Below are 13095 nucleotides of genomic sequence, written 5' to 3'. Positions count from 1 at the left end.
CTCAGAGCTCCTTTCCGGCCGCGGCGAGGACGGCGCGACGCACGGCGGCCGCCGCGAGGCGCACCTTGTAGGCGTTTCCGGAAAGCGGTTTCGCGTCGGCGACCGCGGCGGCCCCGGCGGCGGCGGCCACCGCGACGTCGATCGTCTTCCCGGCGATCGCCCTTTCCGCGGCGGCGCTGCGCCAAGGGACGGGGGCGACGTGGCCGAGGATCACGCTCGCTCCCGTCGGATCGAGGACGACCGCCGCCGCCGCGAGCGGCCAGGCGGCGTTTCCCTGCGGGCGGATCTCGACGGTCGCGCTCCCGCGCTCGCCGTGGGGGGGCAGCAGGATCTCGCGGAGGATCTCCCCCGGCTGGAGCGTGCGCTCGTCCTCGCCCGTCGCGGCGGGAGTGCGCCACAGCTGGTCGACGCGGATCGTGCGCTCCCCCTTGGGCCCGGCGATCAGGGCCGAGGCCCCGAAGGCGATGAGCGCCGGGGCGAGCCCCGAGGCGTGGACGTACTTCGCGGGGCCCGTGTTCCCGAAGATCGCGTGGTACCGGAGGTCGGCGTCGGCTCCGGGAATCATCCCGTTGCGGAAGTACCAGCACCTCGGGCGCTGGAGGAGGTTCCCGCCCACCGTCGCCTGCGAGGTCACCTGCGGAATCGCGATCCCGAGGATCGCGTCGACGACCGCCCGATACGGGCGCACCTGGGGGTGCGCCGCGATCTCGTCGAGGGTGACGGCGGCGCCGATGCGGACGCCGTCGGACCCGGTCCGGATCGCGCGCAGCTCCGGAATCCCCTTCACGTTCACGAGCCGTCTCGGCTCGACGATCCGGTCCTTCATCAGGGAGAGCAGGTCGGTCCCTCCCGCCAAGGGCATCGCGCCGGCGTCCGCGAGCAGCCGAAAGGCGTCGGCCTGCGTGGCGGGGCTCGCGTATTCGAAGGGGGGCATCATGCGCGCACCTTCCTTTCGGCGGCCTCGAGTGCGGCGATCACCCGGTCGGGGGTGAGCGGCAGCTCCGGGACGCGCACGCCGATCGCGTTGGCGACGGCGTTCGAGATCGCGGCCCCCGGCGAGATCACCGGGGGCTCGCCGAGGCCTATCACCCCGCGGGCGTCGTGGGGCGGGCCGGTCTGCAGGTGCGCGACGAGCTCGCCGACGTCCCCGATCGTGGGGACCCGATAGAACTCCATGTTCGCGTTGAGCGGACGGCCGGTCGCGCGGTCGTAGACCTTCTCCTCGGTGAGGGCGTAGCCGATCCCCATGATCATCCCGCCGTAGACCTGGCTCTCGGCGGTCTTGAGATCGACGATCCGGCCGCAGTCCTGCACCGCGACCATCTTGACCATCCGGACGATCCCGGTGTCCACGTCCACCTCGACCTCGGCCATCTGGATCCCCCCGACCCCGCTGTCCGTGAGGTGGTCGGGGCGCTCGGCGCGGACGGTGAGCGGCGCCGCTCCGATCCGGGCCGCCGCCTTCTTCCACGGCATCGACTTCGCCGGATTCCCCTTCACGCGGATGGTGCCGTCCGCCGCCTCGAGCGCGTCGGGCGACGCGCCGAGCTCGGCGGCGACCTTCTCGAAGATCGCATCGAGTGCTTTCACCGCGGCGGCGCGCGTGGAGCCGGAGACCCCGCCGACGGTCGTCGATCCCCCCGACGCCCCGGAGGTGGGGAACGAAGAGTCGCCGATCGAGACCTTCACGGCCGAGAGCGGGAGGCCGAAGGTCTCGGCGAGGACGACGCCGATCACGGTGCGCGTGCCTGTCCCGAGGTCCTGCGAGGCGATCCGCGCCTCGACCGACCCGTCGGGGTTCACGACGACGTCGCAGTTGCTCTTGTGACCCCGGCCGCCCCAGGTGTGCAGCGAGAGACCGAGCCCCCGCCGCACGGGGCTCTTCGCCGAGCCGCGCGGACGCCACTTCTTCTTCCACTCCATGAGCTCGGCGCCGATCCGGAACTGCTCGCGATAGGTCGCCTCGCGCGCCGTGCGATCGAGGTTCTTCAGGAAGAAGTCGAGCGGGTCCATCCCCGCGGCCGCGGCGAGATCTTCCATGGCCGCCATCGTCACGAGGCACGCCTGCGGGTGGTTCGGCGCGCGCCACGCCCGGGAGGAGGCCGTGTTCGTCGGGATCGAGACGTGCTGGTGCCGGCGGTCGGGGAAGTTGAAGACGTACGGAATCGGCGGGCTCCCGGATCCGCCGAGCCCCCCCGACCCCCACGACCGCGAGATCCACGCGGTGACGCGCCCGTCCGCGTCGGCGCCGGCCTTCACGGTCGCGTAGGTCGAAGGACGGTCCCCCGCGACGGCGACCTCCGCCGCGCGGTCGAGCATCAGCTTCACGGGAGCCTTGGCCTTGCGGGCGAGCTCGGCGCAGGCGATTCCCCACGCGTCGACGGAGAACTTCGAGCCGAAGCCGCCGCCCATGTGCTCGCAGATCACGCGGACCTTCGACGCCGGAACGTCGAGCCCCTCCGCGAACTCGCCCGGGAGTCCCGAGACCGACTGCGTCGAGCACCACGCGGTCAGCGAGTCGCCGTCCCATTCCACGAGCTGGCCGTGCGCCTCGAGGCAGAGGTGCGCGACGACCGCGAGGCCGTAGGTCCCGTCGATCGTCACCTTCGACGCCGCGAGGCGAGCGTCGGGATCCCCCTGGACCGCGGGGTTCTGTTCCTTCGCCCCCGCGGCTTTCGGGTCGTCGTCGACGACCGAGGCGGGGAGGATCTCGTAGGAGACCTTGACGGCGCGAGCCGCGTCGTGGGCCTGGGCCTCGGTCGCGGCGGCGACGTAGACGATCTCGTCGAGGGCCCACTTCACCTCGTCGCCGACCTTCTTGACGGCGTGGACGGCCCGGACCCCGGGCATCTTCGCGGCGGTACCGAAGTCGAGGGCGGTGATCCTCGCGCGGGCGTGGGGGCTCCGCGCGACGGCGCCCCACAACATCCCGGGACGCTTGCGGTCGTAGGTGTACTTCGCCTCCCCGCGCGTCTTGGCGGGGCCGTCGAGGCGGGAGATCCGCTTTCCGAGGAGGGAGGACTTCGCGGGTTCGGGCCAGGTCGGGTTCGTGGCCATGGCTTCAACCCCTCCGCATCCGCGCGGCGCCGTCCTTCACGGCGCGGCGCATTCCGGCGTAGGTCCCGCACCGGCAGACGTTGCCGCCGAGCGCCCGGTCGATCGCGGCGTCGGTCGGATTCGACTCGCGATCGACGAGGGCCTTCGCCGCCATCACGAACCCCGGCGTGCAGAAGCCGCACTGCTGGGCGTCGTGTTCGACGAACGCGGCCTGCAGCGGGTGCAGGGCGCCGTCGGCCCCGCCGAGTCCTTCGACGGTCGCGATCTTCCGGGACTGCGCGTCGATCGCGAGCACGCTGCACGCGTAGGCGGGATTCCCGTCGAGGAGCACCGTGCACGCCCCGCAGGTCCCTCGGTCGCAGACCTTCTTGGCTCCCGTGAGGTCGAGCACGTCGCGCAACGCGTCGAGCAGGGTCGTCCGCGGCTCGACCGAAAGCGAGCGCGCGGCCCCGTTGACGTCCAGGCGGATCGGGACCGCGCCGGGCCCGGCGAGCTCGGGCGCCCCTTCGGCGTCGGTCGAGATCAGAGACGCGGGGACGATCCCCGCGGTCAACGCACTCGCCGCGCCGGTCTTGAGGAAGTTGCGTCGGGAGAGGTCGAGATCGTCGTTTTTCGCCATGCCCGGAAGTCTAGGCCGGGATCAGCTCCCACGCGACGGTCGGTTCGACTCCGGCTCCTCCGAGGTGCCGTCGCATCCTCTCCGCCCCGAATACCGCATGGTCGCGCAGCTCCGCGGCCGGGTACGAAGCGGGGGCGAAGATCACCATCGCGATCGCCGTGGTCCCCGACGTGACGCACGTCCGCAGCGAGTCGGAGGTGGGGTTCCCGAAGGGCCCCTCCGCGTCGGCGAGCGTCGGCCGCCCGCCGACGTGGACCGCGTCCTTCCGGATCCCCGCGTACGTCTCCCCGGGGGCGCCGCGCCGGAGCACGACCTCGCCCCGGACCTTCCCGAGGTCGTAGAGCCCGAGCGGAAGCAGAAAGGCGACCGAACACAGGTTCCCGACGTCGACGGCGTTCAGGACCCGGGGGAACGGTTTCTCCTGCAGGATGCGTCGGAGCAGCGCCTCCGAGGAGGGGCGCGTCTGGGTCGGGTCGATCCCGAACGCCTTGTAGAGGCGCCGGGCGGGATCGAGCCCCTCGATCTGCGCGGGGGCCTTCCCCCGGTGGCGCGCCGCGAGGGTCCGGCACATCCCGGCGATCTCCTCCTCGAGGGGCCTCGCGGCGGGACCGACGACCACCGGCCCGGCCCGGACGACCGCCAGCCGGACCAGGGGGACCACTTCCGGAACCAACTCGGGCTTCATGCCGTTAATAATGCCGTCGGGAGGCGCGTCTTGAGTGGCGAGAAGCGATCGGAGGAACGACCCGTGACGGCTCTCTCGCCCCGACCCCTACCCGCTCCCGACGCCCACGGGCGCGTCGCGGCCCTGTACCGGCAACACGCCGACCGCGTGTACCGGGCCGCCTGGCGCGTGACCGGAAACGACGCGGATGCGGAAGACGTGCTCCAGTCCGTGTTCCTGCGCGTGTTGCGGCAGGAGGACGGCGCGATCGAAGACTCCCAGGCGGGAAGTTACCTCCACCGGGCCGCGGTGAACGCCGCGGTCGACCTCCTCCGTCGCCGCAAGGCCGCCCGCTCCGAGGCCCTCGAGCCGCGCGAAGCGACCCTGCGCGACCCCGACCCCGGACCCGAAGCCGCCACCGAGATGGACGAGCGGAAGGCCCGGGTCCGCGCGGCGCTGACGGGGCTCAACCCGCGCGCCGCCGAGATGGTGGTGCTCCGATACTTCGAGGGGTACGGCAACCGCGAGATCGCGGCGATGCTCGGCACCTCGTGGAGCACCGTGGCGGTGACCCTGCATCGGGCCAAGGCGCGCCTGCGCGCCGGCCTCCTGGGAGATCTCGCATGAACCGGCAACAGCCTCCCCGTCGCCCCGAGCTCGACGACGTCCTCGCCGCGATCCGCGAGGACGGCCCCTCCCCCAGCCACGCCGCGTCGGCCGCCGAGCGCGTCCGTCACCGGCTGGGGCTCGAATCCGGCGCCTCCCCCGCCGCCGGCCCGATCGACAGCTGCGAGGGGTTCCAATCCCGCATCCCGGGGTTTCTCGCCGGCCGGCTCTCCTCGGCCGAGGCGTTGCTGGTCGACGACCACACGCGCGCGTGCGTGCCTTGCCGTCGTGCCCTCGTTGCCGCACGCGCCGGACGCGACGCGGCGGTGGAGACGCGGCGCGAATCCGGCTCGGGCGCCTGGCGCCTGAAGTGGGCGGCCGCCGCGACGTTCGCGGCGATGGCCCTGCTCGCGGGGTTCGCGATGCGCGAGCGGCTCATCCCGCCCCCCGACGCGCAACCGATCGCCGTCGAGTCGGTGCAGGGCGACCTCTGGCGCGTCGACCGGGGCGCCACCGCGCTCCTGGCCGCCGGGTCGGTCCTTCCCGAGAACGAGGTCCTCCGCACCGCCCCCGGCTCGCGCGCCATCGTGCGCCTGGCCGACGGCTCGCGCGTGGAGTTGCGCGACCGCACCGAATTGACCGTGAAGCGGCGCCGCGACGGCGCGACGATCGCCCTTTCCGGGGGCGGGATCATCGTCGAGGCCGCCAAACAAGGCTCGGGGCACCTCGACGTCCGCACCGACGACGCGCTGGTGAGCGTCAAGGGGACGATTTTCGCCGTCAACCACGGCGTCAGCGGCTCGCGCGTGGCGGTCCTCGAAGGGGCCGTCGCCGTGAACACCGGCGGCGAGGAGCGGATGCTGCGCCCCGGCGACCGCGCGTCGTCGCGGCCGGACGCCCGCCCGGTTCCGTTGCGCGACGACCTCGCGTGGAGCGCCGACTCGCCGAAGTACGAGGCGCTGCTCCGCGAGCTCGCCTCGATCCGCAAGGATCTCCGGGACGAGATCGAGGTTCCCGCACCGCGCACCGCGTCGCGCCTGCTCTCCAGAATCCCCGCCGACACGGCGATCTTCGTGGCGGTCCCGAACCTCAGCGGCGCCTTCGAGCAGGCCTCCGCCGTCCTCGACCGCCACCTGGACCAGTCGCCGGAGCTGCGGGAGTGGTGGGACTCCCGGACCGGGAACGCCGACGCCCGCCGCGAGATGGACGAGGCGGTCGCGATGCTGCGCGAGTACGGCCGCGCGATCGGCGACGAGATCGTGATCGCGGTGCCGCTGGGGAACGACGGGAAACCCGCCGAGCCCGTGGTCCTCGCCGAGGTCCGGGACGCGGAGTCGCTGAAGGCGATGCTCGCCCGCGACGTCGCGAAGGTGAAGGATGTCCAGGTCCGCCTCGAGGAGGACCGGCTCGTCGCCGGGACGGCGAGGTCCCTCGCCGCCTACCTTCCCGCGGGCGACGCGGCGCCCTCGGCGTTCCACCGGCGGATCGCCGACGCCTACGCCGACGGCGCCGCCTTCGTGTTCGCCGTCGACCTCGAGCGGGTGATCGCGAACGCCGGGAAGGGCGATCCCGACACGCTCGCGACGCTCGGGTTCGCCAACGCCCGCGATCTCCTCGTCGAGCGCACCGAGCACGACGGCCGCACGACGACGACCGCGGAGCTGACCTTCGCCGGGGAGCGGTCCGGCATCGCGTCGTGGCTCGCGGCGCCTTCGCCGCTGGGGAGCCTCCGCTACGTCTCCCCCGACGCCTCGGCGGTCGCCGCGTTCGCGGTCACCTCGCCCGGAACGGCCGTGGCCGACCTCGTCGCGGGGTTCAGCCAAGAGGCCGCCGAAGGGCTCGCCCGCTTCCGCCGGGAGACGGGACTCGATCTCGTCGAGGACGTCGCGAGGCCGCTCGGCGGCGAGATCGCCGTCGCCCTCGACGGCCCGGTGCTCCCCTCCCCCGCCTGGAAAATGGTCCTCGAGGTCTACGACCCGGCCCGCGTGCAGCGCAGCCTCGAGACCCTCGTGGAGCGGGCGAACGCGAAGGCCCGCGAGCAGGGACGCGAGGAGATCGTCCGACTCCGGCACGAGGCGGTCGGCGACCGCTCCTTCCACGCGGTCGAGGCGACGACCGAGGTCTACGCCGTGTGGTACGCCTTCGACGGCGGGTACCTCGTCGCCGCGCCGAGCCGCGTGCTCGTCGAGCAGGCGATCGACCGTCGCGCGAGCGGGGTCCACATCGGGGCGTCGGCGGCGTTCCGGTCGCTCCTCCCCGCCGACGCGCGGACGGAGTACTCGGGAATCGTCTACGAACGGCTCGGCGAGGTGCTCGGCGAGGCGGTCCGGAACGTCGGGGCCGGATCGTCCCCCGAGGCGAGGGCGCTTCTGGGCGAGCGGCCGCACCTGATCACGATCGTCGCCGAGTCGTCCCGGATCCGCGCCACCGTCGAGGCCGAAGGGGGCCTCGGCGCCGACCTCGGCACGTTGCTGACCGTGCTGGGCGCCGCGTCCCCCGAGGGGGCGGTGCCGGCGATCGCGGGGCCTCCCGCTCCATGATCGAGCTCGACGGCCTCGGCGTGCGCTTCGGGAACCGCCCGATCCTGCGGGATCTGCGGGCGGTGCTGCGGGGCCGCGCCGTGGGCCTGCTCGGCCCGAACGGCGCGGGGAAGACCACGCTGATCCACACGCTGCTGGGGTTCCACCCGCCCAGCGAAGGGAACGCGCGCCTGCTCGGACGCGACGTGGGCGACCGATCGGCCCAGGCGCGGCAGCCCGTCGGCTACATGCCCGAGACCGACGCGTTCATCGCGGGAATGACGGCGGTGCGTTTCGTGCGGCTGATGGGGGAGCTCTCGGGTCTTCCCGCCGAAGCGGCCCTCGAGCGGGCGCACGAGGCGCTCCAGTACGTGGGGCTGGGCGAGGCCCGCTACCGCAGGCTCGAGACCTTCTCGCTCGGGATGAAGCAGATGGCCAAGCTCGCGCAGGCCATCGTCCACGCCCCCGCGGTGCTGTTCCTCGACGAGCCGACCAACGGCCTCGACCCCCCCGCGCGCGCGCGGATGCTCCGGCTCGTCAAGGAGATCCGCGACTCCGGCAGGACGCAGGTCGTCGTGTCGTCCCACCTCCTGCGCGACGTCGAGGAGGTCTGCGAGGAGGTGCTCGTCCTGAAGGATGGGCGCGTCGCCGCGCACTGCGACCTCGACGCCGAGCGCCGCACCAACAGGAAGTTCCTCCACCTCGAGACGCGCGGGGACACGCGGGCCTTCGCCGGGGACGCGGAGCGTCTCGGGGTCACCGCCGCGCTCCTGGGAGGCGGCCGACTCAAGATGGTCCTCCCCGAGTCGATCGAGATCCGCGACCTGTACGCCGTGGCGGCACGGCACGGCGTGCAGATCCGCCGCCTCGACTACAAACGCGATTCCCTGCAGGACATCTTCCTGCGGGCGATGGAGACGAAGGCGGAGGGGGTGGATCGTGGCGGTGTATGACCGGAGCTACGCTCCCTACGCGGGCGCGTGGACGGCACCCGCCTCGCGCTTCAGGGTCCTCGCGCGCTACGCCCTCTCCGAGCTGTTCGAGGGACGCCTGACCACGATCGTCTTCACCGCGGCGTTCGCCATGCCCCTCGGGGGGGCGGCCTTCATCTACGTCCGCACCAACGCGAAGCTCCTGGCACAGATCGGCGCGTCCGGGGGCCAGCTCAGCGCGATCGACACGACCTTCTTCCTCGGACTGATGTCGTGGCAGTCGTTCCTGTTCGGAGGGCTTCTCACGCTGCTCTGCGGGCCGCAGCTGATCTCGCGCGACCTCGCGAACGGGGCGCTTCCCCTGATCCTCTCGCGCCCGGTGACGAAGACCCAATACGTCGTGGGCAAGCTCGCGGTCCTGTTCGGGCTGCTCTCGGTGATCACGTGGATCCCGGGGCTGCTGCTGTTCGCCCTGCAGGCCTCGCTCGGCGAGGACGGCTGGTTCGCCGCTCACGCGCGCATTCCGTTCGCGATCGTCGCCGGGTGCGGATTGTGGATCGCCGTCCTCTCGCTGCTGGCTCTCGCGGCGTCCGCGCTCGCGGGACGCAAGGTGACCGCCCAGGCGATGCTCGTCGGGGCGGTGCTCGGCGGCGCGTGGGCCGGGAACCTCGTGAACGCCGTCTTCGACACCGCCTGGGGGCACCTGCTGAACGTCCCCGAGCTGATGCGCGCCCTGCTGGAGGGGCTGTACGGCGTCCCGCTCGAGGCCCCGCTCCCTCACGCCGCCCCGTGGATCGCGATCCCGGCGCTGTGCGGCCTGTGCCTGCTCGTCCTCTCGCGCCGGCTGAAGGCGAAGGAGGTCGTGCGTTGAGCCAGGAACGCGGCGACGCCGTCGTCTTCGAGGGGATCTCCAAGTTCTACGGCGAGGTCCTCGGGGTCAACCGCGTGAGCCTCGTCGTCGGGGCGGGGATCACGAGCCTGGTCGGACCCAACGGCTCGGGGAAGACCACCCTGATGAACCTCATGACCGGACTTCTGCGTCCCACGCGCGGCCACGTGAGCGTGTGCGGGGTCCCCCCGAACGATCCCGAGCGCCTCGGACGCCTCGTCGGTTATTGCACGCAGTACGACGCCTTTCCCCCCGGCGTCACCGGCCTGGAGTTCGTGCGCGGCGGGTTGCTGCTCCACGGGGACTCCCGCGCCGAGGCCGAGCGCCTCGCCTGGCGCGCGATCGAGCGCGTGGGGCTCCAGGACGCCGCCACGCGCAAGTGCGCGGCGTACAGCAAGGGGATGCGCCAGCGGATCCGCCTCGCGTCCGCGATCGCGCACGATCCGAGGGTTCTCGTCCTCGACGAGCCCCTCAACGGCCTCGACCCGATGGCCCGCAGCGAAGCGATCGCCCTGTTCGAGTCGTTCTCGAAGGAGGGACGGATCGTGCTCCTCTCGAGCCACGTCCTCCACGAGGTCGACCTCGTCAGCGACCGCGTCGTGCTGATCCACCACGGCTACGTCGTCGCCGAGGGGGCGATCCACGGCGTTCGGGAGGAGGTCTCCGACCGGCCGGTTCAGGTGCTGATCCGTTGCGACAGGCCGTCGCGGGTGGCGTCGCGGATCTTCGAGCTCGACTCCGCCGTCGAGGCGCGCCTGCACGAGGACGGCCGGGGCCTGTTCGTCCGGACGCGCAACGCGGACGGGTTCTACCTGCTGCTCAATCGGCTGGTCGTGGAAGAGGGGGTCGCCCTCGAGGGCGTGGCCCCCGCCGACGACGACGTCGAGTCGGTGTATCGCTACCTGATCGAGGGCGAGGGAGGACGGGGATGACGCCCGGCAAGCGGAGGCTCCGCCAGATCGTCGCGGTCGCGACGCTCGAAACCCGCCGCCGTCTGTTCGGACGCGGCGCGGTCGCCTTGTACCTCCTCGCGGCCTTCCCGGTCGCCGTGTTCGGCACGCGCGCGGTCGCGGGACTCATGACGGGGGTCACCGAGACGATCGCCATGGACGACGGCATCTTCGCGATGATCTACCGGCTCCTGCTCCTGCGGTTCTCGATCTTCCTCGGCTGCCTCGTGGTCTTCTCCACGCTCTATCGCGGCGAGGTCCTCGACAAGACGCTCCATTACCCGCTGCTCGCACCGCTGCGCCGCTCCACGTGGGCCGCGGGGAAGTTCCTCTCCGGTCTGCTCGCCGCCTGGCTTCTCTTCGGCGGGGTCACGGCGTGCACGTGGATGCTCACCTACCTCGCCCACGGCCCCGGGGCGCTCGCGGGCAAGCTGCTCTCCCCCGAGGGATTGCTGCAGTTGCTCGCGTACCTCGCCGCGACGGGGCTCGCGTGCGCAGGCTACGGCGCCTTGTTCTTCGTGTTCGGCCTGTTCTTCCGCATGCCGATCCTCCCGGCGCTGGTCGTGCTCGCGTGGGAGTCCGCGAACTTCCTCCTGCCGGCCTTCCTGAAGAAGCTCAGCGTCGTGCACTACGTCGAGTCGTTCCTCCCGGTCCCCGTCGACATGGGGCCGCTCGCGATCCTCGCCTCGCCGTCGTCCCCCTGGGTCGCCGTCCCCGGGATCGCCCTTCTGGTCTGGGGCCTCCTGAGGCTCGCCGCGTGGAAGCTCGACCGGGTGGAGGTCCTCTACGGGGCGGAGTAGGCCGGCTGCTACGATGGCGGCAGCCCCATGAACGAAGCCGTCCGCCGCCACGAAGAACTGGCCTCCATCGCGCGGGAGCTCGCCTCGCTCGCCGGCCGCGACTCCCCCGCCCTTTCCGGCCGTATCGGCTCCCTTTCGATCGTCGATCAGGCCGAGCTCGCGCTGCGCCTCCCGGCCAAGGAGCGCCTCGAGCTGCTCCTCCACGCGCCCAAGCCGATGGCGCTCGTCCGCGCGCTCCCGGACTTCGAGGTCTACCTGACGATCCGGGAGATCGGTCCGTCGGACGCGATGCCTCTGCTCGCGCTGGCCTCGGGGCCGCAGATCGCGCACGTGATCGACCTCGAGTCGTGGCGCGGAGACCGTTTCGACCCCGAGCGGTCGGGGGCGTGGGTCGCCCTGCTGCTCGAGGCGGGCGAGCCGACGATCCGCCGGTTCCTCAACGTCGCGGACGACGAGCTTCTCGCCCTGTTGTTCCGTCGCTGGATCCGGGCGACCCCGATCGAGATCGACCACGAGGAGCCGACCCGGGGGCACGGCGAGACCGAGGCGGGCGACGAGCGCGGCTTCCTCTCGCCGGACGGGAACTTCCGCTTCTCGCCGTCGATCCCCGAACATGCCCCGGCGGTGCGCCGGTTCGCCGAGATCTTCTTCCACGAGCAGCAGAAGCGTTACATGCGCGTGTTGTGGGAGTCGGGCGTCGAGCTCCCCGCCGAGCTCGAGGAGCGCGAGCACGCATGGCGGCAGAGCCGGCTCGAGGAACACGGCTTCCCGCCGTGGGACGAGGCCATCGAGATCTACGCGCCGCCCCGGGGCGGCGCGGCGCCGCTGCCGCTGTCGGTCGAGGACGGCCTGGCCGGTGTACGCAGCCTGCTCCTCCGCTCGGATACGCGGGGCCTGCTCACCCGGGCGATCGACCATCTCGACGGTCCGAGCCGCGAGGCGACGCTGTTCGGCATCTCGGCGGTCGCGAACCGCATCGTCGCGGCCGAGCGCTGGGACACGGGCGACCCGGCCGCCCACCGGCGCGCGTTCGAGCGCGCGATCGGGTTCGTGACCGTCGCCCTGGAGATCCGCCACGCCGTCGACCCCGAGGCCGCCGCCGCGACGCTCGTGCAGGAGCCGGCGATCGACCTCTTCCGGCAGGGCTGGGCGCGCGCCGTCGAAGCGCAGCGGAGGGTGCGCGACCTGCTCCGGGAGGGATGGGCGAGCCGCCATCCCCGCGGGATCGACCTCCTCGAGGCTCCGCTCCGCGCGCGCTTGAAGGGGCTCGCCCTCGACCGCCCGCTCGCCTGGGACCCGTCCATCCCCGCGGGCGCCGAGCCCTACCGCGAGTTCCGTTCGCTCGCCGAGCTCGACGAGGCCCGGGCCGCCGTGGACCTCGCGGAGCTGCTCGGGCGCGTCCTGCTCGACGCGCTGGGGGCGCCGGTCGCCGCGGTGGAGGAAGGATCGACCTTCTCGACGCTCCTGCTCACGGGCGCCGCGTGGTTCACGGTGCGCGGCGAGATCCGCGGCGACGCGCTCCCGGTGGACGTCGCGGAGACGTTCCTCCGCAACGCGCGCCCCTCGGACCTCGAGGCCTTCGTCGCCGCCCTCGCGGGCGAATCGCCGGCGCTCCGGCTGTTCGCGAAGGCCTCGTTCGACCGGCTCCTGACGGAGCGGACGGGACTCGCGGTCGGCCGCGCGGTCACGCCGCTCGACGTGACCTGCCTCAGGCTCGCGCGGGGCTGATCCGCGCCGGAGTAGGACCCATGCCCGACGACAAGCCGCTCAAGTCCGCCTTCGAGCTCGCGATGGAGCGCCTCGAGGCGAAGGACCGCGAGGAGGGGGTCGAAGCCTCCGGCCCCCTGACCGAAGCGCAGAAGGACGAGATCGCGCGCCTCCGCCGGGACGCGACGGCCAAGCTGGCCGAGATGGAGATTCTCCACCGGCAGAACCTGGCGAAAGCCGGGGGGGACCCGGCCGAGCTCGCCAAGGCGGAGGAGAACTACCGCGTCGACCGGTCGCGCGTCGAGGATCGCCTCGAAACCGCGATCCGGAAGGTGCGCGGCGGGAAATAGGG

The 13095-nt window shown here is 72.5% G+C and carries 12 protein-coding genes; 8 read left to right on the top strand and 4 right to left on the bottom strand.

Annotated features, from left to right (window positions below):
• Position 1 precedes the first annotated feature (1 nt).
• Genes VF139_06785 through VF139_06770 form a run of 4 tightly spaced genes read right to left on the bottom strand, consistent with a single transcriptional unit; the run spans position 2 to position 4361 of the window.
• Positions 2–937 (bottom strand): FAD binding domain-containing protein, encoded by a 936-nt coding sequence (locus tag VF139_06785; protein HEX6851097.1) that lies wholly within the window; start codon positions 935–937, stop codon positions 2–4.
• Entirely contained in the window at positions 934–3057 is a 2124-nt protein-coding gene (locus VF139_06780; protein ID HEX6851096.1) for a xanthine dehydrogenase family protein molybdopterin-binding subunit, read from the bottom strand. The genes VF139_06785 and VF139_06780 overlap by 4 nt, the downstream gene beginning before the upstream one ends.
• Before the next feature lie 4 nt (positions 3058–3061).
• Positions 3062–3676, bottom strand: a complete 615-nt coding sequence (locus VF139_06775) for a (2Fe-2S)-binding protein (protein ID HEX6851095.1) — start codon at positions 3674–3676, stop codon at positions 3062–3064.
• 10 nt (positions 3677–3686) lie between these two features.
• Positions 3687–4361 carry a phenylalanine--tRNA ligase beta subunit-related protein gene (locus VF139_06770; protein HEX6851094.1) on the bottom strand — a complete coding sequence of 225 codons (675 nt, stop codon included), beginning with the start codon at positions 4359–4361 and terminating at the stop codon, positions 3687–3689.
• A 63-nt stretch (positions 4362–4424) separates the two neighbouring features.
• Between VF139_06770 and VF139_06765 the strand changes: the two genes are divergently transcribed.
• The 8 genes from VF139_06765 to VF139_06730 are packed head-to-tail and all read left to right on the top strand — an operon-like array spanning position 4425 to position 13093.
• Positions 4425–4967, top strand: a complete 543-nt coding sequence (locus tag VF139_06765; protein ID HEX6851093.1) for a sigma-70 family RNA polymerase sigma factor — start codon at positions 4425–4427, stop codon at positions 4965–4967.
• Positions 4964–7486, top strand: coding sequence for a FecR domain-containing protein (locus VF139_06760; protein ID HEX6851092.1), 2523 nt, complete (start codon positions 4964–4966; stop codon positions 7484–7486). Before VF139_06765 ends, VF139_06760 begins: the two co-directional genes overlap by 4 nt.
• Positions 7483–8418 carry an ABC transporter ATP-binding protein gene (locus VF139_06755; GenBank protein ID HEX6851091.1) on the top strand — a complete coding sequence of 312 codons (936 nt, stop codon included), beginning with the start codon at positions 7483–7485 and terminating at the stop codon, positions 8416–8418. Before VF139_06760 ends, VF139_06755 begins: the two co-directional genes overlap by 4 nt.
• Complete coding sequence (locus tag VF139_06750; protein ID HEX6851090.1) at positions 8405–9268, top strand: hypothetical protein; 864 nt, start codon at positions 8405–8407, stop codon at positions 9266–9268. Before VF139_06755 ends, VF139_06750 begins: the two co-directional genes overlap by 14 nt.
• Positions 9265–10218 (top strand): ABC transporter ATP-binding protein, encoded by a 954-nt coding sequence (locus VF139_06745; GenBank protein ID HEX6851089.1) that lies wholly within the window; start codon positions 9265–9267, stop codon positions 10216–10218. Before VF139_06750 ends, VF139_06745 begins: the two co-directional genes overlap by 4 nt.
• Positions 10215–11036, top strand: a complete 822-nt coding sequence (locus VF139_06740) for a hypothetical protein (protein ID HEX6851088.1) — start codon at positions 10215–10217, stop codon at positions 11034–11036. Before VF139_06745 ends, VF139_06740 begins: the two co-directional genes overlap by 4 nt.
• A 27-nt stretch (positions 11037–11063) precedes the next feature.
• On the top strand, positions 11064–12764 hold the full coding sequence (locus VF139_06735) for a DUF6178 family protein (protein ID HEX6851087.1): 1701 nt from the start codon (positions 11064–11066) through the stop codon (positions 12762–12764).
• A gap of 20 nt (positions 12765–12784) precedes the next feature.
• A complete protein-coding gene (locus tag VF139_06730; GenBank protein HEX6851086.1) occupies positions 12785–13093 on the top strand; it encodes a hypothetical protein in 309 nt (102 codons plus the stop codon).
• The last annotated feature ends 2 nt before the right edge of the window (positions 13094–13095 follow it).

The organism is Candidatus Polarisedimenticolaceae bacterium (assembly GCA_036376135.1).
Taxonomy (GTDB): Bacteria; Acidobacteriota; Polarisedimenticolia; order Polarisedimenticolales; family DASRJG01; genus DASVAW01.
This window is presented reverse-complemented; position numbering and strand designations above follow the sequence as displayed.

What these genes read in the sequence shown, in the direction of transcription:
- VF139_06785 (HEX6851097.1), bottom strand. Translation starts at nt 937, where the DNA reads ATGATGCCCCCCTTCGAATACGCGAGCCCCGCCACGCAGGCCGACGCC.
- VF139_06735 (HEX6851087.1), top strand. Translation starts at nt 11,064, where the DNA reads ATGAACGAAGCCGTCCGCCGCCACGAAGAACTGGCCTCCATCGCGCGG.
- VF139_06770 (HEX6851094.1), bottom strand. Translation starts at nt 4,361, where the DNA reads ATGAAGCCCGAGTTGGTTCCGGAAGTGGTCCCCCTGGTCCGGCTGGCG.
- VF139_06780 (HEX6851096.1), bottom strand. Translation starts at nt 3,057, where the DNA reads ATGGCCACGAACCCGACCTGGCCCGAACCCGCGAAGTCCTCCCTCCTC.
- VF139_06730 (HEX6851086.1), top strand. Translation starts at nt 12,785, where the DNA reads ATGCCCGACGACAAGCCGCTCAAGTCCGCCTTCGAGCTCGCGATGGAG.
- VF139_06760 (HEX6851092.1), top strand. Translation starts at nt 4,964, where the DNA reads ATGAACCGGCAACAGCCTCCCCGTCGCCCCGAGCTCGACGACGTCCTC.
- VF139_06740 (HEX6851088.1), top strand. Translation starts at nt 10,215, where the DNA reads ATGACGCCCGGCAAGCGGAGGCTCCGCCAGATCGTCGCGGTCGCGACG.
- VF139_06755 (HEX6851091.1), top strand. Translation starts at nt 7,483, where the DNA reads ATGATCGAGCTCGACGGCCTCGGCGTGCGCTTCGGGAACCGCCCGATC.
- VF139_06775 (HEX6851095.1), bottom strand. Translation starts at nt 3,676, where the DNA reads ATGGCGAAAAACGACGATCTCGACCTCTCCCGACGCAACTTCCTCAAG.